Genomic DNA, 20,694 nt, shown 5'->3' on the forward strand with positions numbered 1-20,694 from the left:
TGTAAGGCCCTTGTAACCATGTTGTGATAACCATGCTTTACACTAATATTTAGACAACCACCCTCCTCTGTTCTGGGTTCCTGGCCGGAACCCTTTTTTATGTTTTATATTCTATGCTTGGCTGAAATAGAATTATTATGCTATAATAGATAGCGTGTTTTTTATGAAGCTGTAAAAATATTGGGAGGGATGTTTGTGTTGGACATATGGTTTACAGAAAACCATACCGAAGGGTACAAGGTGTCCTGGCGGATTGATAAAATCCTGCACAGCGAGCGTTCTCGCTTCCAGGAAATAGCTGTTGTGGAGTCCCCGGACCTGGGTCGTGCTCTTCTGCTGGATAACACTGTACAAACCACCACCCGCTTTGAATTTATCTATCACGAAATGATTGCCCATGTACCCCTGATGATCCACCCCCGGCCCCAAAGGGTTATGGTCATCGGCGGCGGGGACGGCGGGACGGTGCGTGAGGTCCTGAAACATCCTACCGTTGAAACTGTTGAACTGGTAGAAATAGACGAGCGGGTTATTCAGGTCAGCAAAGAGTGGCTGCCGCAGCTCAGTTCTGCTCTGAACTCCGATCGGGTTAAAATTTTGACCGTTGACGGTTTGCAGTATGTTAAAGAAAAAGCCGCCCATTATGACGTAATTATCGTAGACTGCACTGATCCCGGCGGTCCTTCGCTGGCGCTGTTTACCAAAGACTTTTATCAGGATGTTTATAACGCATTAACAGAGGACGGCATAATGGTTTCACAAACCGGTTCTCCAACCTTCAGCCCTCACTTTGTAGAAGCTGTCAAAGGGATCCGGCAAGTTTTTCCTTGCAGCAGCCCCTATTTAACCTGTGAACCCAGTTATATCGCCGGCTTTTGGTCCTTTACCGCCGGCTCTAAAAAATACGCCTTAGACACTGTTAACCAGGACAGAATGGCTGCCATAACCACCCGGTATTACACACCGGAGATTCACCGGGCTGCCTTTGTGTTGCCGAAACACATCCAGGAACAGATTAAATAACCATTGAGGAACAAAAAGCTAAAAGCGACCGGTTAGTTGCCGGTCGCTCTTTTATTTTGATCTGGCCTTATGACCTGCCCAGGTAAGCCTTTTGCACTTCGGCATTGGCCGCCAGTTCCTGACCCGGCCCCTGCAGGACAATTCGGCCGGTTTCCAGCACATAGCCGTAGTCCGCCACCTGCAAGGCGGCCCGGGCATTTTGTTCAATCAGCAAAATAGTCATGCCCTGGCTGTGGATTTCTTTAATAATGCGGAATACTTCTTTAACCAGCAAGGGCGCCAAGCCCAGGGAAGGTTCGTCCATCATCAAAAGCTTTGGCCGGGACATTAAAGCCCTGCCGATGGCCAGCATTTGCTGTTCGCCGCCGGACAAAGTACCGGCCGCCTGCCACTCCCGCTCCCGCAAACGGGGAAACATTTCATAAATTTTGTTAATGTCTTTTTTAATTTCCTCTTTGTCGGTCCGGGCATAAGCCCCCATGTGAAGGTTTTCCAATACCGTCAGGTTGGCAAATATACGCCGTCCTTCGGGCACCAGGGTAATGCCTTTTTTAACTATGTCAACCGTTTTGCTGCCGGTGATTTCCTCGCCACGCCAGGTAATTCTGCCCCCGGCTGCCGGCACCAAACCGCTGACGGCCCGCAGGGTTGTGCTTTTGCCCGCCCCGTTGGCACCCACCAGCGTGACTATTTTATTTTCCGGCACCTCCATGGATATACCCTTCAGGGCATGGATGCCGCCATAGTACACATGCAAATCTTCAATTTTAAGCACTTTCATCCACCGCCCCAAGATAAGCTTCAATAACTTGCCGGTTGTTTTGAATTTCTGACGGCGTACCTTTAGCGATGGTTTCGCCGTGGTCCAGCACCACAATGTGCTCGCATATGCCCATTACCACTTCCATGTGGTGTTCAATCATAAGGATGGTTAAGCCAAACCGTTCCCTGATATCGGCAATAAATTCCATTAATTCCAGAGATTCCTGGGGATTCATGCCGGCAGCCGGTTCGTCCAGCAGGATCATTTTGGGTTGGGTAGCCAGGGCCCGGGCAATTTCCAACCGCCGCTGCTTGCCATAAGGCAACGCAGTGGCCTTTTCATGGGCCACGTCCGCCAGCTGCACCTGTTCCAGCAAAGCCATACATTCCTCAATGTGCTGCCGGCGCTCCCGGGTATACCTGGGCAATCCCAGTACAGCTTCCAGCAGGCTGGCCCGCAGCCGCACATGTTTGCTCAGCAGCACGTTTTCCAGCACCGTCATACTGGCAAAAAGGCGAATGTTTTGAAAAGTGCGGGCAATGCCCAGCTCGGTAATTTGATTGGGCCGCCGGCCGGTAATGTCATGGCCGTCAAAAATCACCCTGCCTTCGGTCGGTTTATAAACGCCGGTAATCATATTAAATGCGGTAGTTTTGCCGGCGCCGTTGGGGCCGATGAGGCCGACAATCTGCCGGGGTGCGATATTGAGCTGCAGGTTGGAAACCGCCTTTAACCCGCCAAACTGCATCGAGATATTATCCGTAACCAGTATGCTGTCAGAAGGTAAATTAGCCATCCACCCCGACCCCCTTTTCCTTGCGTCTGCCAACGCCTAATTTATCTAACACCCAGTCCCAGTTAAATTCTCTGGTACCCATTAAGCCCTGCCGGTAAAACAGGATAACTGCCAACAGCAAAAGGGAGAAAATAACCATGCGCATGCCGGGAATGCCGGGAATGGTTAAACCGAAGAAATTCATGGGCTGTTCTACAAAACGCAGTGCTTCCATCATAACTGTCACCAGCACGCCGGCAATTACCGAACCGGTCAGGCTGCCCAAGCCGCCCAAAACAATAATTAATAAAATCTGGAAAGTGAACAGGAAGCGAAACATGGTGGGATCCACCGAGGTAATTAAATGGCCCATCAGGGCACCGGCCAAGCCGGCAAAAAAAGCACCAATGGTAAAGGATAACAATTTATGTTTAAAAATATCAATGCCCATGGCCTCGGCAGCGATTTCATTATCACGAATAGCCTTAAAGGCATAGCCCCAACTGCTGTTGATCAATTGCTTTAATATCCAGATAGTGGCTATGGCAAAGCCCCAGTAAACCCATAAACTCTTAATGGGCGGGATATTTTTTAACCCCAGGGAACCGTTGGTTACGCTGATGGCATTGGTAACCACAATCCGAATAATCTCACCAAAGCCCAGGGTAGCAATGGCCAGGTAATCATCCCGCAGGCGCAGGGCCGGAAAGCCGATTAAAAAGCCAAACAAGGCCGCCACCAGCCCCGCCGTAATAATGGCCGGGAACAACGGCCAGTGAATTTTGTCCAAAGGTGAGATAATGGGCTCCATAAAATAAATCATTTCTTTGCTTTCGGGGGACATGGTTAAAATGGCTGAAACATAAGCCCCCACGCACATAAAACCGGCATGCCCCAGGGAAAACATGCCGGTAAAACCCAGCACCAGATTCATACTGGCACCCAGAATGACAAAGATGGCTGCCAGGTTCAATACCCGGGTGTTAAATTTGCCCAAATACTCCTCACCCAAATAGAGCACCAGGCAGCTCAGCACAATCAAGCCCAGGGTTAAAAGCGACTTTATTCTCTGTCTGTCCATGGCCTACACCTTCTCCACTACATTTTCGCCCAGAATTCCGGTGGGTTTAAACAGCAAAATAAAAATTAAGATAACAAAGGCAAAGGCGTCACGGTAGCCTGACAACTCAGGCAACAGGGCCACCAGGAAAACTTCCCCCATGCCCAAAACAAAACCGCCCAGCATAGCTCCGGGGATACTGCCGATACCGCCCATAACGGCGGCAATAAAACACTTGAGACCGGGGAAAACACCCATCAGCGGATCAATCTGGGGGTACTGCAGGCTCCACATAATGCCGCCCACCGCTGCCAAACCGGAACCAACCACAAAGGTGGTGCTGACCACTTTATTCACATCCACAGCCATCAGGCTGGCGGTTTCAAAATCCCGGGATACAGCTCGCATGGCGATGCCTGTCTTGGTTTTGTTAACCATGTAGGTTACCGCTACCAGCAACACAATAGTTATTAGAGGAATGATAATAGTTAAGGATAAAAACGAAATATCCCCCAGTTTAATATTCCACACAATTTCTTCCGGGCGGGGAAAAGATTTGGGACGGGCACCGATGGCTACAATCCCTAAATTCTCCAGCAAAAAAGATACCCCAATGGCAGAAATAAGTACGGAAATGCGGGGTGCTTCCCGCAAGGGGCGATAGGCAACCTTTTCTATGGTCACACCCAGCAGGGCAGTAACCACTATGGCCAGCAAAAAACTCAACCACCAGGGCATGGTAAACACCAGCATGCCGTAAAAGGCAACATAGGCTGCCACCATCAACAAATCGGCATGGGCAAAATTTATTAACCGCAGAATACCGTAAACCATGGTATAGCCAATGGCAATCAGCGCATACAAACTGCCCAGGGAAATACCATTGGCCAGGCTCTGCAGAAACATCTCTCCGGTCATGTTTTAGCTCCTTCCAACCACACAACATAATACCGACTCCCCCCCTGCAAGCAGGAGGGGAGTCGCGGCACATCAGTTGTAAATTAATTACTTGGGATCAACCTTGCCTTCGTAAGCAAACTTACCGTCAACAACCTTTTTAATGATGGCAGTCTTGGTGGCATCACCGTTGGCATCCAGGGTAATAATGCCGGTAGCCCCCTGGAAGTCCTTGGTAGCAGCCAAGGCATCACGAATTGCTTTGGGATCAGCAGAACCGGCTCGCTTAATGGCATCCAGAGCTAAAATATAAGTATCAAAGCCCAGGGCGCCAAAAGCGTTAACTTGTTTGCCGGGATAAGCCTTCTTATACTCTTCCATAAATTTGTTGGACATTTCGGTTACCGGGTGATCGGCATCAAAGTGAGTGCTGAAATAAATATCTTTAGTGTTCTTAACCCGGCTTAAAAATTCCTCAGCTTCCCAGGTGTCGCCGCCCAAAATAGGAGCATTGATACCCAGTTCACGGGCCTTCTCAACCAGGATACCGCACTCCAGGAAGTTGCCGGGGGCAAAAATTACATCAGGATTCTTGGCTTTAACCGTGGTTAACTGCGAAGAAAAATCTTTGTCGCCGGAGTTGTAATTTACTTTGGCTACAATGGCGTTGTCGTTATTGGTTAACTTCTTAAAGGACTTTTCAAAGTAATTGCTCAGACCAACCGAGTAATCCTGCTGCACATCCTGAATAATGGCCGCGGTTTTAGCACCCAGCTTTTCTACAGCATAGTTGGCCATGACAGTTCCCTGGAAGGGATCAATAAAGCAGACCCGGAAATAGTAGTCGTTACCCAGAGTAACCGCCGGGTTGGTAGGCGAGCAGCCGATCACCGGAATACCTGCTTCCTTGGCAATGGGGCCGCCGGCCATGGAAAGCGAGCTGCTGTAGCTGCCGATAATAACATTTACCTTATCTTTGCTTACCAATCTTTCTACAGCATTGGCTGCTTCTTGTTTTTCGCTTTTGTTGTCAACTATCACCAGTTCAACCTTTTTGCCGTTAACTTCAGGAAACAACTGGTTAGCCAGTTTAATACCTTCAACCGTCATTTCGCCACCGGCCGCATTGGTTCCGGTCAGCGGCTCAAAAACACCGATTTTAATTACATCTGCTGCGGGCTGCTGGGCAGCTTGCTTTTCTGCACCGCCGCCGCCACAACCTGCCAGCACCATAACCGCCGCCAGCAGGAGGGCAATGATTGCGACATACTTTCTCTTGTACATGGTTTTTCGGTCAACCTCCCCCAAATTTATCAGAGATCCATACCCCTTTGTCCTTGCCCGGTGGATACAAATCCCTAGACAGTATACTATTATTTTTTGTACAAAGAATCAATCTAACTTTTAGTCATAATTACACCATTGTGCCAAATTTTATCTGTTATTTGCCGGTACTTGTATTAAATAACATTATTATGTGGACATGTGTCATTTGACAGTGTACATGTTGTTTAATCCTTTAGTCATTAAAAGCAGGTATAATGTTTTTAATTTTCTGTTAAATGTAAAAATAAAACACCGCTTTTAAGCCTTGCGGCCTAAAAGCGGTGTTTCACGACAGTCTTTCAGCAGCATAGCCGACCGCCGGTGTATTATGTTGAAGCGAGCCGCCGCTTTGCCAAGGGTTCCGGTTAGGCTCCGTCCTTGCACCGCGTGAGCATCCTTATTTCCCAAAGCCCAAAATTTTACCTATACCGCTTACCCAACCAAACGTTGCCTTATCTTTATCCCTTTTAAATTTTTTGCCCGCTTTCTGGTTGTCCCGGGCCAGTTTTACCACCGCCCACTTGGTGTCTTTAATTTCTTCGCTCAGCTTTTCCAGTTTTTTGCCAACAGCTTCTAATTTTTCCTGGGTTCCTTTATGGTTTTCGGCTATCTGATTAATGTTTGGCAGCATCTCCTTAATATCATTCACAGCCCTGGCAGTATCTTCGTTTACTTTCGGCATGGCCAGCAGTGCGTCCACCAGTTTTTCCATTTTAGCAGACATATCACGCAAAGTTTCCAGGTGTTCGATAGCCATAGTATTGTATTTCAGGGCGTTTTTATCGGCCTGTTCCGCCAGATGGCTTAGAAACTTTTGCTCAAAATTATTTAAGGTGCTGACCAGTGTATTAACCAGCCCCATGGCCGTATCTTCTTGAATTTTCAGCACAATTTCTTTGCCCGGATCACTGCCGGTACCGTCAAGGTCTGGTTGGCCAGGCTGTTTGCCGGCCGAGCATTTAACCAAGCTCAGCCGGCGCCTGGCCTGGTTGTCTGACGGTGCAAGCGGTTCTTGCTTTTCCTGGGCCGCGGCAATTTCTTGCCGGGCCAATTCATTACCCCGGCGTTCAGCTTCCAGGGCATCTTTGATGGCCAGTAATTCTTCCATTTTAAGTAAGTATGTGGGGCCGCCGGGACTTTTTCTGTCTAACTCCACCGTTTTAAACAGCCCCTGGCTAAACCACTTGCTAATCGTACTAATTGGCACCCCTAACAGTTCGGCTCCTTCAGAAAATGTAACTTTTTTTCCCACTACAGGCACCCCTTTTTTGTATTGTCTTGTTAAATTATACCAGTTAAATATTAACAGTTGTAGCATTTTCTTCCGACAACAACTGCAACAGGCTGCCATCAAGCGGGTTAATATTAAGTATTTCTGCCCGGTTTTACGCGGCTTTGCTAAAAAGTCAAATAACTTTTCCGTTAAAAATAAAAACCGCCCGAAGGCGGTTTTTATTTTTAACAGGGGGTATTACATTTCAGTTACGGTGTAGCATTCGTTGGGGCAGGTAGCTACACAGGTTTCGCAACCCATGCATTCTTCGGGTTCGCCGGTAATGTCAGCTTTACCGTCGTCCAGCATGCCGAGGATGCCGGCGGGGCAAGCATCAGCACAGGCGCCGCAGCCGTCACACTTATCTCTGTCGATAGATACTACATACATTGGTCGAGTCCTCCCTTTACTTTTTTATCACCGGTTAGACAACCAGTTAGATTAATTTTATTATGCTTGAACCTTTGAGCAGTTTCAATATAAAAATTTAATTTTTAAACAAAAATAACTTGCTCATTCTTTTCTTTTTCTTGAGTATACTTAAAAAATCGAGTGAATAATAAAAAAATACAAAAAATGGCTGCCGCCTGAAAACCTCCCGGATACCCATGATTTTCTTGATCTTGCTCAATTAAACATGATAAGCTAAAGCCTGGTAAGCATTAATTTTATAAGGAGCATGACATGGCAAAATCTATTGAACTGATAGCTACCGCAACTTTTGGTTTGGAATCAGTGGTGGCCTATGAGGTAAAAAAATTGGGCTATGAGGTGTCGGTAGACAACGGCAAAGTAACCTTTGCCGGCGATGCAAATGCCATTTGCCGGGCCAATCTCTGGCTGCGCTCGGCCGACCGGGTGCTGGTAAAAATGGGCCAGTTTAAAGCCACCACCTTTGAGGAATTATTTCAACAAACCCGGGCGCTGCCCTGGCCCGATTGGCTGCCGGCCGACGCCTGTTTCCCGGTGGAAGGCAAATCAGTAAAATCCCGGCTGCACAGTGTGCCGGACTGCCAGGCTATTGTCAAAAAGGCCATTGTGGAAAAAATGAAACAAACCTATAAAAAGGAATGGTTTCCGGAGAACGGTCCCCGTTATACTGTGGAAGTAGCCTTATTAAAGGACGTGGCCACCCTGACCCTGGATACCAGCGGGGTTGGCCTGCACAAGCGGGGCTACCGCAAGCTGTCCAGCCAGGCTCCCCTTAAAGAAACTCTGGCCGCCGGCCTGCTTTCTATCGCCCGCTGGTACCCTGACCGACCTTTATTGGATCCTTTTTGCGGTTCAGGCACCATTCCCATTGAGGCCGCATTAATGGCCCGCAACATTGCCCCGGGCATCGGCCGGCAGTTTGCTGCCGAAGCCTGGCCGGTAATTCCCAAAGAGTTATGGGTAAATGCCAGAAAGGAAGCGCTGGAACAGGAAAAAAGAGAGTTAAAGCTGCGCCTGTACGGTACAGATATAGATGATCAGGTGTTAAGCCTGGCCCGCTATCATGCCCGCGAGGCGGGGGTGGAAGATGCTGTTCACTTCCAGCGGATACCTGTGGCGAAGGTTCGCAGCAAGCAAAAATACGGTTTTATTGTCACCAACCCACCCTACGGACAGCGGCTGGGTGAAGCTCCTGAAATCGAACAGCTCACCCGGCAGCTGGGTGAAACCTACCGCACCTTGGACACCTGGTCCTGCTTTGTCATTTCTTCTTTTGACCAATTTGAACGTTTCTTTGGCCGCCCGGCAGATAAAAAACGCAAGTTATACAATGGCCGGGTAGAGTGCCAGTATTACCAGTATTTCGGCCCCCGGCCGCCCAGACCGGCCAATCCGGCCCAGGCAACGGTTCAGGCAAACACATAGCCTGGCTGCCCAGGCGATTTCCGACAGCTGATTTATCATCCTCCGGTTCATAGCAGGGTCTTGTAAAAGGCTCTGCTTTTTTCTGTGATTAACATCACAGCCGCTGCATGACACCGGTCACAGGCAGCCGCCTTTGTTTGCGGTATGATTACCTCATCAGAAAACAAAACACGGCCCGCCGGGCCGGAAATAATAAAAGGAGGAATTGACATTATGTTTTGCTACCAGTGTGAACAAACTCCCAAAGGCGGTTGCACAAAAATAGGTGTATGCGGCAAGGATGAAAATATTGCCAGCCTGCAGGATACGATTATTTTTGGTCTTAAAGGTGTGGCAGCTTATGCTTACCATGCCCGGGAACTTGGTTACACCGACCCGGAAGTAAATAAAATCATGGAAGAAGCCCTGTTTTCTACCCTTACCAATGTTAACTTCAATCTTGAGGAAACCATTAAAATGGCTTTAAAGGTAGGTACCGCCACCGTTAAAGTGATGGACCTGCTGGACAAAGCTCACTTGGATACGCTGGGTGTGCCCACCCCGGTTACCGTTACCAATGATAAAGTAGAAGGCAAGTGCATTTTGGTTACCGGCCACGACCTGCTGGCTTTAAAAGAGTTGCTCAAACAAACCGAGGGTAAAGGCATTAATGTTTACACCCACTCCGAAATGCTGCCGGCCCACGGTTACCCTGAGCTGAAAAAATACAAGCACCTGAAAGGTAATGTGGGTAAAGCCTGGTACGATCAAAGACAAGTGTTTGAGGCCTTCCCCGGTGCTATTCTGGCCACCACGAACTGCATTATGCCCATCAGGAAAGACGCCACCTACGCTGACCGCATGTTCTGCTACGGCATTACCGGTCTGGAAGGCGTGACAATGATTGAAGGGTTAGACTTTACGCCTGTTATTGAGAAAGCATTGGCACTGCCCGGTGCGCCGGCGGACGGCCTGTGGAAAAAAATTGTCAATAAAATAAACGGTTCCGCTGAAGAAGTACAAACCTTTACCACCGGTTTCCACCACCTGAACGTTCTGCCCCTGGCGCCCCAAATTATTGAAGCGGTGAAAGCAGGTAAAATCAGACGCTTCTTTGTCATTGCCGGTTGTGATGCACCGACTAAAGGCAGAGATTACTACCGTGAATTGGCCCTGGCCGTTCCCAAAGACTGCGTCATTATTACTACATCCTGCGGTAAATTCCGTTTTAATGACGTTGACTACGGCACTGTCGAAGGCACCGGTATCCCCCGTTTTATTGATTTGGGCCAGTGCAACAACTCCGGTTCAGCCGTTAAAATTGCTCTGGCGCTGGCCGAGGCCTTTAACTGCGGTGTTAACGACCTGCCCCTCAGCATCGTCCTGTCCTGGTTTGAACAAAAGGCAGTAGCCATCCTGCTGGGCCTGTTCAGCCTGGGGGTTAAAAACATCTACGTTGGTCCCAAGGCACCGGAATTCCTCACCCCCGGCGTGGTGGAAGTGCTGCAAAAAACCTTTAACCTGCAACTAATCAGCGGCGATGCCAAAGCCGACCTGGCTAAAATGTTAGGTTAACAAAACAAAAACAGGCTTTAGCCCTTTGAGCTAAAGCCTGTTTAATATTTACCTTTTGGCCATGGCAAAAGGCTTAACAATAATTAATATTTCTTTATATAATTGCAAGTGTAATACATCTGACTTGTAACCAAACGGCTGTTTTATAGCATTAGCATATAAAGAGGGGATTTTAATGGATCGCTTGGATGCGCAAAAGCAACGCAATTTATCATTTAGTCAACGGGCGCTGGTTTATTTCCAAAAAATGCGGGGGGGCAGCTGTCCTGCCTGTCAACCGGTTTGTCTGGCCAGCCATATGTTTAATGCCGTCGGCAGCTTTCTTGGCATGGGTTTTATATGTTTATTAAATTTCTATTATCATATCCCGTTGCTGGTACCTTCGCTGGGAGCATCTGCAGTTCTTTTATTTGCCGCCTGTCATGTGCCAATGGCTCAGCCCCGTAATGTGGTAGGAGGACATATACTTTCTGCCGCCGCCGGCGTCCTGGTCTATCAACTGCTGGGTCACCGGTGGTGGACCATTGCGCTGGCCGTCACGCTGGCTATCTTATTAATGAATTTAAGCAACACACTGCACCCGCCCGGCGGGGCTACAGCCTTTGTGGCCGTTTATACAGGCCAGGGAGTTGGTTATATATTTTCCCCGGTGGCACTGGGCGCCATTATTCTGGTTATCTTGGCTGCTTTGATTAACAACTGTTCCCCAAAAAGAAAATACCCCACCTTCTGGTTTTAATACATGTAAGACACCCGTTCAATTCATGAACGGGTGTCTTGGCTTGGCACGCAAGGCCGTCTAACCAGGATTAAGCATTATCGTTAAAACGCTCACCCTTTCGGTTTCTCTCCAGCACCCTTTGCCACTCATGTTTCTCAAGAAAACTTCCCGCAACATTTGACTCCATTTCTAAAAACATTTTGTAAGGAACAGTAAAGGACAAAATATCTTTATCAACACACTTCCTGGCGGATATATCAAACATCCCCAGAACAGCCCTGGGTTTCTCCAATTCGTCTTCATGGTAGGGAATGATGCCTATGGAATGGCAGCCGGCCCCAAAGGGCGCAATAACATTCAGGTTGGTTTCGCGGTCATAATTGGCCAATACAACCAGAGCGGACAGTTGATCGGGATTAACCAGGAAGGTAACTACTTTAGGAACTTCATCCTCATTAAATTTTTCCAGTGGTTTAAATACCACATATTCTGTCGGAACATCGGTCATTGGCAAGCATTGGATGAATTTTCTTCCAATTTCCGGGCTTTTTAAATATCCCTCACCATTTTCCAGAGCGGGCAAATTTCTCACCATGTTTTTACCCATCTCGGTGTTGCAAAATTCCTTATTGCCGGTTGATAAGAAATATTCGATGCCGCCGGGAAAATTGACATACTGATTGCCAAAACCCAGGCCGGTGCCCCCGCCGATGCAACCGAATGTTTTTCGATCAAAAACCACCGTTTTCCCCTTGGCAGCAGCACTCATCATGGCTGCCACACATCCCCACCGGCCTTCTTTAAATTGTAGCGCCTCGGCCGGTTTATTATCAGTTAATTGTACGCCGACCGGCTGATATTTCATTTCTATCGCCCTGGCAATTTTGCTCTCCACGCTTCCGCCACCCTTCTTTGCAAAAATATTTTGTCAAAATACTTCTGCAAAGAAGCAGCTATTCCTGCTGTACACTTTAAATGGGGCGGTTTTATATTCTCCTGCCGGCGACTTGGCGAAGCGACACCAGCACTTGATGTGAAAAAGGATTATAAACCGCGCCAAGGTTTGTCAACAACCCTAATAATTGTCATTAGGCTTATACATCACAGCATGTGGATTTGATACCTTTAATTAACTCCTTTTCTACCATTGACAGGTGATGGCGGCTGGACCAGATAATAACTATGGTAATATCCAGCGGCACGTCGCTGATGGGAATTATTGCAATCTCACTAAACTTTCCATACTCCTCAGCCATAAATTTAGGTATAAAAGAAACACATTCCCGGTGCAAAAGTATTTTTTCCAGCATTTCCAGGTTATCTACCCTAAACAAAACATTAAAATCTCCATGCCTTTTCAATATGCCGGAAATGCCGCAATTGGTTACATATTCTGTATTATACAAAACCACCGGCTGAGCCAGGGCTTCCGCAAGAGTTATGGATCCTTGACGGGAAATGGGACTTTGTTTGCCGGCAATTAATACTAATTCATCCACAAACAGTTCTCTCAAATTAATATCCTTTGCCTGCATTAGCTCATCGGTCTTTAATATAACACCGAAATCAGCTTTGCCCGACTGGACGTCACGCAAAATATTATTAGATTCGCCTACCTTAACAAAAATATTTACCTTGGGGTGGTTGTACTTAAAATTTGTCAGCACTTCCGGCATAATAGTAAGATTAACGCCGGGTTCCACTGCCATTGAGATATTGCCGTTTAATTCAAGAGAATTTCTTTTCGCAATTTGTTTTATATCCTCAATGCTTTCGATTATTTCTTGTGCTTTCTGGATGATTAATTCGCCTATCTCCGTAGGATACACGCCCTGGTTGGTTCTTTTTAAGATATTAACCCCCAACTCGTCTTCCAACTTACTGATGGCCGCACTGAGGGCCGGTTGCGAGATGTGCGCCCGTTCAGCAGCCAACGATATCGTTTTGGAGCGGTATATTTCAACCAGGTAATAAAGCTGTTCTAAACGCATCCAGACACCTCGTTTCATTCAACAACAATATTTAATAACAATTATAATATATCTTTAATATTAACAAAAGCTGTTTAAGGCAGCCGGGATTGCTAGATATTTCCTGCCGGTTCTTTTTCCGTTTGCAACACAACAATGCCAAGGATAATCACGGCACTGCCCAGCAACTGTATTGGCAAAAGTTTTTCGTTAAGAAACAACCAGGCAAAACCTATGGTAAAAGCCAGTTCAACCGTACTTGTTATTGATGCCCGGCTAGCCCCTAACCTTGCCAGACCACTTAAATAAAGAGTTACAGGTAAAACCGTACATAAAAATGCTGAGCCTAAACCTATTAAAAAATGCGGCACTGTCAACTGACCGGCCAATATTGCCGGCGGCGGTAAAATTATTATGGCCAATAAAGAAGAAATTGTTGTAACTAAAGCGGCAATGGCAATTGGTCCTACCTCTCTGCTTGTTTTTTGCCCCCTTACAATATAAACGGCAAACATTACGGCTGACACAAAGCCATAGCCTATGCCATGCCAGTTTATTTGAAAACTCTGGCTGAATATATTGATAACCATAAGACAGCCGAGGAAAACCAGTCCTAATGACAGCATGCGCTTAACAGTTAATTTTTCGTGGTAAAAAAAAGTCATAATTAAAACTACCATGGCCGGGTAAAGGTAAAACAGCATGCTGGCTACCGCCGCAAACAAGTGCCTGGTAGCCATAAGGTAAAACAATGATGCCAAAAAATAGGCTGCCGACTGCAACAACAAGTCTTTAAAAGAAGATTTGATAACTGACAATTGTATTTTTTTAGTTATCGCGGCAAAAACCGTTAGTATAGCAGCTGCCCCCAAAAAACGCATGGCTAAAAGGTCATTCATTGAAACATGCATAAGAAAACCAAGTTTATAAAAAACCGCCAATACAGCTGAACCTAAAGCAGATAAGATAACAAACAAATAACCTTGTAACAGCATTGTTGAATCTCCTTTTTAGCTACTGATAAAACCTCCTGGCGGGCCAGGAGGTTTCGCAAGCGATTAATTAATTATTTAGAAAAAGTTTATTGTGTAAGTTCTTACCTTCACTAAACTCATTATAAAAAATAATGTCATATATTGTACAATACTGTCTGATTATACCGGGTATAAGCAAAATATATATATATAGACGGTTCTTGTGGCCATATGACGTGATACCCGCGGCAAGTGGCAGCTAATTGCTTAAAAAAAGGCCTGCCAACGCAAGGGGGTTAACAGGCCGGAAAATCAGCAGAAGCAATATCATTCATTCTTATTAATAATGCTGTCAATCATTTCAATAATGTCTTCTTTTTCGTGCAAGCCGCCAATTCGTTTCTTATATTCGTAGTCTTTAAAGATTAACAGCTGGGGGATGCCCTTTAAGCCAAAACGCTTGTGCAGCTCCACATACTTATCGACATCAACGTAATATACATTTAGCCTACCGGCATAATAACTAACCAGGTCTTCCACGATGGGAAGCAGTTCTTTACAAATATTACATCTTTCTGCAGCAAAAAATACTAATGAGGGTGTACTGCTCTCGAAGGTGCAATCATCGAAATTATATGGAGTTAATCGTTGAAATGTCTCATAACCCATATTGGGCAGCCCCCCCCTTTGTTCAATAAAGCTACAGCTTAAACCGCTCTTTAATGAGCTCATGATTAAGATTGCCGCTTAGCTGCGCTTTGAGACGGCCGTTTTCTACCAGCACCACAGAGGGTATGTCAGTGATGCCATATTTCCGGGCAATACGCTTTTTCCGGGATACGTCCACCTTAACTATTTTATACTGGCCGCCCTGAGCTGCAACTAATGCTTCCAGGCTGCCGGCCAAATTAATGCTTTCGCTGTTGGCCGGACTCCAGAATACAAGTAATACCGGCTTATCTGCATTTAAGACCTCTTCTTTAAAACTCTGTTCTTCTTCTAAATATCTTTCCGCAGCTACTGCCGCAATAGCCCCGTCGTTAGCGGCCGTAACCACCTGACGTAAATATTTAACCCGGGCATCGCCGGCAGCAAATACCCCGTCCACCGAGGTTTCCATTTGTTCGTTGGCTATAATATACCCTCTCTCATCCAATTCTACTTGTCCTTGGAGGAAGGAGGTACCGGGAACCATACCTACATAAATAAATACGCCGTGAGCCTTAAGTTCTGTTAACTCACCGGTTTTTAAGTTTTTAACAACTACCGCCTCAACTTCGCCTTTACCTTTAATTTCAGCCAGGACAGAGTTCCAAACAAACTCAATTTTAGGATTCTGAAACGCCTTTTCGGCACTGGCCCGGTTGCAATCCACAATACCCTCGTCATGGATGACAATAACCGTTACTTTGCGGGCATATTTGGTAATATACATCGCTTCCTCAATGGCAGCATCGCCGTTGCCTACCACCACTACATCCAGGTCCGTATAAAACTCTGCGTCGCAGGTGGCGCAATAGGAAACACCGTTGCCTCGCAACGCCCGTTCGCCGGGAATATTTAACAGGCGGGGTTGCGAACCCGGGGCCAAAATAACAGCCCGGGCCTGATACCGGCGGCCCTTTTTCGTGTTAATAATTTTTATTTCGCCGCTCAGGTCAACCTCTGTAACCTCTTCTTTAATGATTTCTGCGCCAAATTCTTTGGCATGGGCCGCTATGGTTTTCATCAGCTCCGGCCCGGATGTACTCTTAAAGCCGGGAAAATTCACTATTTCTCTGGTTGTAAAGGCCATGCCGCCAACCGCTCCTTTTTCCAAAACAGCGGTCTTCAATCTGGCTCTGGCCCCATAAATACCTGCCGCCAAACCGGCAGGTCCGCCACCGATAATTATTAAATCATAAATTGACACTTCTTTCACCTCGTTAGCGTTGTAATTTGTTTCCGTAAAATCGACGGAAGCAGTGCAGCATCCGGTGTGTATGTTACATGCTTCACTAATCAATTAAATTATAAAAAGTATGCCGGAAGCTGTAAAATACACAATGCTTATACCCGGTATAAGAGATAACGAAACGCTGAAACACCTACATCTTAACAGTAGCTGCCATACAAATAAGTCCTTCCCTGCTCGGAAAGGACTTATTGGTAGCAAGCAAACCTTATCCGCCCCTTACTCTGTTAAGGCCGGGAAAATGCTTGTTTTGAGTAATCAGCCAATAATTTCTGCTATTTTTTCTTCTACGTCTTCTTCCTCAACACTGCCGGACAGCTTTCCTTGCAGTTGACCGTCATTAAAGAAAATAATTTGCGGCACGCCTCTTAAAGAAAATCTCTGGATCAAATTCTTTTCTTCTTCCACATCTACGCTATAAAAGCCGAATTTCCCTTCATATTTGGCAGATAACTCTTCCAGCATGGGTACTACTTCTTTGCATACATGGCAGTTTTTCCTTGAAAAAACTACCAGGCAAGGTTCCCCGTTGTCGTAGATAATTTCTTCAAAATCGTTAGCGTTCAATTGTTGCAAAGACATGATGCTCCACTCCTTTATTATTAGAAAGCAGCCATCAGAAAGCTGCTTTATCTGATGGCTGCCCTAAAAACAATTTATCAAACCTCTTCCGAGAAAATCTGATAAATTGGGGCGCCTTCGCATTGCGCCGGGAATCGCAGGCCAAGTAACACTGAGATGGAAGGGGCAACGTCAACCTGCCTGATAATGCGGTCGGTTTTAAATCCTGCCTTTATACCGGGCCCGGCTGCCACAAAAATCGGCGAAACAGATGTATCAAAATAACCTTCGGAGGTCGAAATGCTGTCGCCGTGCAATCTGTTGTGCCCTTCCTCAATGGAGAAGAAAATATCGCCGCATTCCGGCCCGTGTGTACCGAGCAGCACTGCATCCTTATTCCTGAGACAAATGCCCACTACACGTCTGCCGGTCCTGTGATCTCTGTAGTTATACAAATCATTAATGATTTGTTCCTCCAGCTCGTATTTATCTTTGGGATCCACAATGCCATACTTGTCACGGCCCTTGAGGTTGATGTAAATATAGTTGCTGCGAATTTGCACCGCTCTTGTTTTTTCCCAGTCTACTTCTCTTAAGGTATTGCCGTTTTCATCTTTCTTCAGTACGGTATAACCCAGTTCTTCCATAACTTTGGTGTTGAGACCGCCGTATTCACCCAGAATGGGCGGCACATTTTCACCAACAATCAGCCCATGGTCGCTTACCAGCAGCACAGTCCAGTCTTCGTCCAGCAGGTGCAGGAATTCGCCGATATACTCGTCAGTTTGCTCATAGAACTTCTCAATAAAGCCTTGGTAAGTTTTTTCGTCGGTGTGGCTCCACTCGGGCAATGTCTTGGCCAGGTGCCATAGCTGGTGACCGGCGCAGTCAACATTGTGCAAATGGGAGAAAACAACCTGATAACCTTTTTCCTTAATGCAATAGTTTAATGCATCAGCCTGCCATTTGTTGTAAAGCCGCCAGGAAGGCTCAAAAATTTCACGCACTAATTCGTCATCTTCCCCGCCGATCAAGCTAACCGGCGGCACATGGCCGACATTTTCCACAATTTCTTTATAAAGAGTTCTCGGGTGCCACAATTGGTCATTGGAAATATCCAGGGCATTACTGATCCAGAGTCGCACTTTATTGCCTGCGGGGTCAAGTTCTAAAATTTTCATGGAACGGCAGGCCGGCTTGGTAACTTCTTTTTTAGTAACGTCATCAATAATGCCGGTTACCATTTTGCCTTTTTCCAAGACAACAATGGGGGTTTCTGCTTTTTTGTTTTTATAGATGGCCACCCTGTCATATTCGCCGGCTTCATTTTTGAGAATTAAAGCAGGGCGTCTCATAACACCGCCGGAAGTTAAAATGGTAAACTCTTTGGCGCCTTCCGGAGCATTTGCCCAACCCTTAGCCTCTCTGAGCGGAGAGTTAATAATGTCGTACGCTACCTTACTGCCTATTACTACTTCCGTGTCTTCATCATCCATGACGTAGGTACGGATTTCGCCGCCTTGGCGTGCTTTGTCACCCCACCAGAGTTCCATCATTTCATCGTCAACTTCTTCATCTAAATCCAGGGTGCCTTCCAGGTCAGAAATAATGCAGCCTACACCGGCCGGTTTTTCTACCCTCGGGGCATAACGCACTTCATCAATATCAGGGGTTGCCACAATTACTTTTTCCCAGTCAAGCTGTGCAACACCCATATTAACGGATCCCGGCTGAGTGCCGTCCACAACATTTAAGTTTTCGCTGTCAGAGGTCGGCGGCCAGGAGCTGCCGGGCCAGTGCCAGACCAGTGTTTTTAGGCCTGCCTCAGCTGTAATATTCCATATTTGTTCTGCCCGGCAATTGCGGGAATCCATATTGTAAACAACGGCATCCAGGCTCTCCGGGGATTGTCTCCAATAGCAGGTGATACCGTGGGTGCCCGGATAAGCCCCGGTGGCAAGGGTAGTCCAACAGGGCGGCGTAATGGTGGGGATTGCTCCTAATAAGGTTAAATCTTCTCTGGCAGCGCCGCGTTCAATTAACTTTTGCAAGTTTGGCATTTTGCCCTGCGCTAAGAATTTGCGGCTTATTTTCGGGTCCATGCCGTCGATGCCTAATACCAATACTTTATTGGTAAGGGCCGGTCTTTTCATAGTGCTGTCTCCTTTCCATTTAAGATCCCATGAAGTAGATGCATAAAAATTAGCATAACATGCCTGCCATCATATCCTTACTCAGTCAGTGCCTGTGCATGTTCCAGCCTTCACTAACTATCTTAATTATAAAAATACTGTCGTTTCCTGTACAATACTGACTGTCTATACCCGTATAAACAGTACATATACCCCCTGCCGGCCTGGCAGCGCAAGGCCTGAGAACAAACCATAATTATTAATTCCTTTTAACAAAGATGTTGCATTTTAAATATTTTTCTGTAAGTATTTACATAATTAAGCAAGCGAAAATGGTTCTTAATTTAACTTAATCTAATAGAATAAAATTTTTTCTGCCCCAAGAAAATTAACGAATATCAAAGCCCATGGGAGTTAAGGCATTTCCTTAATTAAAATTAAAATCTCCAGCTTGCGGCAACTGCGGCTTGTGCCGTTTTGGGCAACAAAAAAGTGATCTCCCAAGTATGGCTTTGGAGATCACTTTCTTAATATATAAACTTACTCTGGCGGCGACCTACTCTCCCAGGGGCGTGAGCCCCAAGTACCATCGGCCCTGGAGGGCTTAACTGCTGTGTTCGGGATGGGAACAGGTGTACCCCCTCCGGTATCGCCACCAGAAACTTATTTACTTAACTCAGAAGCCTATCGCTCCCTCAAAACTAAACAGCCTTGCATCGCTCTCTTAGGTCAAGACCTCGATCTATTAGTACCGGTCGGCTCAACACATTGCTGTGCTTACACCCCCCCCCCCCTGACTAGTCGACGTGGGGGCATTCTTACTGTTTCCAATAGGACGTTCCGCTGCTTATGCCTCTATAACCATGATCTTAATCGAGCAATTATCTGTTCTGTCATGCACTTGCCGCCTCTCAATGGGCATGCTATTTTTTTTCCCCTCGCCCAAGCCCTATTTCCTTTTTACATATATGTAAATTGGTCCAGGTTCGTTTTGCTTCTATCTTCTTGTATTTTCTCTACGCACTATTGATTTTAGTGCATTCTACTCTATCTCCATCTTGTCTTCACTCGCTCCTTGCTTTCTGTATCTGTTATTTTCTTCATATTTTTTAACTATTTCTTTTCTATCTTAATTTTGTGTTTATTATATAGTTTATTTTCTCTTTGTTTTCTATTTTCTTATATTTTTTTCCTTTTATCTTTTTTTATTTTGATATTTTTACTTTTATTCTTATTTTGTTTACTTTTCTATTTTCTTATTATTAATGTTTGATTTCTTGTTCTTCTACGTTTTATAGAGTCTCTTCATTATTTATTACTCTTCTATAGTGTTCTTGTCTGCTTGTTGGTGCAAACTATCAAGGGAGTTGAACATTTTCGCGTCTTTCAGCTTTATTTGTGTTTTCATTTAATGCTGTGTGTATGATTTAATCTATCTCTTGTTGTCTCTGATTTCTATTGATAGCCCTTTGGAGACTAGTACGAGTGAATACGTACTGTTGGCGCATCACGTTGTTCTGTAATCGAGACTACAACGTGCGATTACCTGGCTCCTTTCCTCACTCTATTTATTCACACTTTCCTATACTCTAGTCATATGTCTATCATTATAATATCATATCATTTTTCGTAATAATTCTTATCATTTTCTTCTTTTTCAAGTCATACTACTATCTTCGCTTGATTTTATTTCATTAAAGCATTATCTTTTACTTTTTATAGAGTTTTTCTATGCTTCTGATTGATATGCTTACACATCCTCTTCATTTTCTTCATTCATTCCCTCCTTACACTACTCTCAGTTTCGCCATCATCTTTCCTCACGATCTCTTTTCTCCCAACAACTAATCCTTC

Annotated in this window: 19 protein-coding genes and 1 rRNA gene; 4 read left to right on the forward strand and 16 right to left on the reverse strand. The window is 45.9% G+C overall.

The genetic code is table 11. The annotated features are described in order from the left end of the window. Window positions 1-189: 189 nt before the first annotated feature. A complete protein-coding gene (speE, locus tag DESHY_RS06415; RefSeq protein WP_235695529.1) occupies window positions 190-1,023 on the forward strand; it encodes a polyamine aminopropyltransferase in 834 nt (277 codons plus the stop codon). 67 nt (window positions 1,024-1,090) lie between these two features. Here speE and DESHY_RS06420 read toward each other — a convergent pair whose 3' ends face one another. From DESHY_RS06420 to DESHY_RS06455, 8 genes are all read right to left on the reverse strand, one after another. Continuing rightward, window positions 1,091-1,798 carry an ABC transporter ATP-binding protein gene (locus tag DESHY_RS06420; protein WP_048817934.1) on the reverse strand — a complete coding sequence of 236 codons (708 nt, stop codon included), beginning with the start codon at window positions 1,796-1,798 and terminating at the stop codon, window positions 1,091-1,093. Continuing rightward, entirely contained in the window at window positions 1,791-2,582 is a 792-nt protein-coding gene (locus DESHY_RS06425; RefSeq protein WP_048817935.1) for an ABC transporter ATP-binding protein, read from the reverse strand. The genes DESHY_RS06420 and DESHY_RS06425 overlap by 8 nt, the downstream gene beginning before the upstream one ends. After that, complete coding sequence (locus tag DESHY_RS06430) at window positions 2,575-3,642, reverse strand: branched-chain amino acid ABC transporter permease (RefSeq protein ID WP_008411349.1); 1,068 nt, start codon at window positions 3,640-3,642, stop codon at window positions 2,575-2,577. Before DESHY_RS06430 ends, DESHY_RS06425 begins: the two co-directional genes overlap by 8 nt. A 3-nt stretch (window positions 3,643-3,645) precedes the next feature. Then, a complete protein-coding gene (locus tag DESHY_RS06435; RefSeq protein WP_008411350.1) occupies window positions 3,646-4,539 on the reverse strand; it encodes a branched-chain amino acid ABC transporter permease in 894 nt (297 codons plus the stop codon). 87 nt (window positions 4,540-4,626) lie between these two features. Beyond that, window positions 4,627-5,802, reverse strand: coding sequence for an ABC transporter substrate-binding protein (locus DESHY_RS06440; RefSeq protein WP_008411352.1), 1,176 nt, complete (start codon window positions 5,800-5,802; stop codon window positions 4,627-4,629). Window positions 5,803-6,102: 300 nt separating this feature from the next. Next, a complete protein-coding gene (locus tag DESHY_RS14710) occupies window positions 6,103-6,228 on the reverse strand; it encodes a hypothetical protein (RefSeq protein ID WP_274377188.1) in 126 nt (41 codons plus the stop codon). Window positions 6,229-6,241: 13 nt separating this feature from the next. Beyond that, window positions 6,242-7,096, reverse strand: a complete 855-nt coding sequence (locus DESHY_RS06445; protein ID WP_048817936.1) for a MerR family transcriptional regulator — start codon at window positions 7,094-7,096, stop codon at window positions 6,242-6,244. Between the two features lie 219 nt (window positions 7,097-7,315). Beyond that, on the reverse strand, window positions 7,316-7,507 hold the full coding sequence (locus DESHY_RS06455; protein WP_008411354.1) for a 4Fe-4S binding protein: 192 nt from the start codon (window positions 7,505-7,507) through the stop codon (window positions 7,316-7,318). A 294-nt stretch (window positions 7,508-7,801) separates the two neighbouring features. On the opposite strand from DESHY_RS06455, the gene DESHY_RS06460 reads away from it, so the two are divergent. The 3 genes from DESHY_RS06460 (at window position 7,802) to DESHY_RS06470 (ending at window position 11,267) form a co-directional block, all read left to right on the forward strand. Beyond that, complete coding sequence (locus DESHY_RS06460) at window positions 7,802-8,974, forward strand: THUMP domain-containing class I SAM-dependent RNA methyltransferase (RefSeq protein ID WP_008411355.1); 1,173 nt, start codon at window positions 7,802-7,804, stop codon at window positions 8,972-8,974. Window positions 8,975-9,187: 213 nt separating this feature from the next. After that, window positions 9,188-10,528 carry a hydroxylamine reductase gene (hcp, locus tag DESHY_RS06465; RefSeq protein ID WP_008411356.1) on the forward strand — a complete coding sequence of 447 codons (1,341 nt, stop codon included), beginning with the start codon at window positions 9,188-9,190 and terminating at the stop codon, window positions 10,526-10,528. A gap of 175 nt (window positions 10,529-10,703) precedes the next feature. Next, window positions 10,704-11,267, forward strand: a complete 564-nt coding sequence (locus DESHY_RS06470; protein WP_008411357.1) for an HPP family protein — start codon at window positions 10,704-10,706, stop codon at window positions 11,265-11,267. Between the two features lie 70 nt (window positions 11,268-11,337). Here DESHY_RS06470 and DESHY_RS06475 read toward each other — a convergent pair whose 3' ends face one another. From DESHY_RS06475 to rrf, 8 genes are all read right to left on the reverse strand, one after another. Continuing rightward, entirely contained in the window at window positions 11,338-12,144 is an 807-nt protein-coding gene (locus tag DESHY_RS06475; RefSeq protein WP_008411358.1) for a DUF169 domain-containing protein, read from the reverse strand. A gap of 199 nt (window positions 12,145-12,343) precedes the next feature. Then, the gene (locus tag DESHY_RS06480) at window positions 12,344-13,240 is read right to left on the reverse strand and encodes a LysR family transcriptional regulator (protein WP_008411359.1); all 897 of its coding nucleotides are present in this window, start codon (window positions 13,238-13,240) and stop codon (window positions 12,344-12,346) included. A 92-nt stretch (window positions 13,241-13,332) separates the two neighbouring features. Next, window positions 13,333-14,214, reverse strand: a complete 882-nt coding sequence (locus DESHY_RS06485; RefSeq protein WP_008411360.1) for a DMT family transporter — start codon at window positions 14,212-14,214, stop codon at window positions 13,333-13,335. A gap of 306 nt (window positions 14,215-14,520) precedes the next feature. Further along, window positions 14,521-14,862, reverse strand: coding sequence for a thioredoxin family protein (locus DESHY_RS06490; RefSeq protein WP_008411361.1), 342 nt, complete (start codon window positions 14,860-14,862; stop codon window positions 14,521-14,523). A 31-nt stretch (window positions 14,863-14,893) separates the two neighbouring features. Continuing rightward, window positions 14,894-16,105: a thioredoxin-disulfide reductase gene (gene trxB / locus DESHY_RS06495; RefSeq protein WP_008411362.1), complete on the reverse strand. Its 1,212-nt coding sequence runs from the start codon at window positions 16,103-16,105 to the stop codon at window positions 14,894-14,896. Window positions 16,106-16,405: 300 nt separating this feature from the next. After that, window positions 16,406-16,729, reverse strand: coding sequence for a thioredoxin family protein (locus tag DESHY_RS06500; protein WP_008411364.1), 324 nt, complete (start codon window positions 16,727-16,729; stop codon window positions 16,406-16,408). 77 nt (window positions 16,730-16,806) lie between these two features. Next, entirely contained in the window at window positions 16,807-18,861 is a 2,055-nt protein-coding gene (locus DESHY_RS06505; RefSeq protein ID WP_008411365.1) for an alkaline phosphatase family protein, read from the reverse strand. Between the two features lie 522 nt (window positions 18,862-19,383). Then, window positions 19,384-19,500: ribosomal RNA gene (gene rrf, locus DESHY_RS06510) — 5S ribosomal RNA — on the reverse strand. Window positions 19,501-20,694 lie beyond the last annotated feature (1,194 nt).

Origin of the sequence: Desulforamulus hydrothermalis Lam5 = DSM 18033, from assembly GCF_000315365.1 — a bacterium.
In the GTDB taxonomy this organism is placed as follows: domain Bacteria; phylum Bacillota; class Desulfotomaculia; order Desulfotomaculales; family Desulfotomaculaceae; genus Desulfotomaculum; species Desulfotomaculum hydrothermale.

Coding starts and splice junctions, on each gene's coding strand:
- speE (WP_235695529.1), top strand. CDS start 190: ATGTTTGTGTTGGACATATGGTTTACAGAAAACCATACCGAAGGGTAC.
- DESHY_RS06505 (WP_008411365.1), bottom strand. CDS start 18,861: ATGAAAAGACCGGCCCTTACCAATAAAGTATTGGTATTAGGCATCGAC.
- DESHY_RS06500 (WP_008411364.1), bottom strand. CDS start 16,729: ATGTCTTTGCAACAATTGAACGCTAACGATTTTGAAGAAATTATCTAC.
- DESHY_RS06455 (WP_008411354.1), bottom strand. CDS start 7,507: ATGTATGTAGTATCTATCGACAGAGATAAGTGTGACGGCTGCGGCGCC.
- DESHY_RS06435 (WP_008411350.1), bottom strand. CDS start 4,539: ATGACCGGAGAGATGTTTCTGCAGAGCCTGGCCAATGGTATTTCCCTG.
- DESHY_RS06460 (WP_008411355.1), top strand. CDS start 7,802: ATGGCAAAATCTATTGAACTGATAGCTACCGCAACTTTTGGTTTGGAA.
- DESHY_RS06425 (WP_048817935.1), bottom strand. CDS start 2,582: ATGGCTAATTTACCTTCTGACAGCATACTGGTTACGGATAATATCTCG.
- DESHY_RS06480 (WP_008411359.1), bottom strand. CDS start 13,240: ATGCGTTTAGAACAGCTTTATTACCTGGTTGAAATATACCGCTCCAAA.
- DESHY_RS06485 (WP_008411360.1), bottom strand. CDS start 14,214: ATGCTGTTACAAGGTTATTTGTTTGTTATCTTATCTGCTTTAGGTTCA.
- DESHY_RS06440 (WP_008411352.1), bottom strand. CDS start 5,802: ATGTACAAGAGAAAGTATGTCGCAATCATTGCCCTCCTGCTGGCGGCG.
- DESHY_RS06430 (WP_008411349.1), bottom strand. CDS start 3,642: ATGGACAGACAGAGAATAAAGTCGCTTTTAACCCTGGGCTTGATTGTG.
- DESHY_RS06470 (WP_008411357.1), top strand. CDS start 10,704: ATGGATCGCTTGGATGCGCAAAAGCAACGCAATTTATCATTTAGTCAA.
- DESHY_RS06490 (WP_008411361.1), bottom strand. CDS start 14,862: ATGGGTTATGAGACATTTCAACGATTAACTCCATATAATTTCGATGAT.
- hcp (WP_008411356.1), top strand. CDS start 9,188: ATGTTTTGCTACCAGTGTGAACAAACTCCCAAAGGCGGTTGCACAAAA.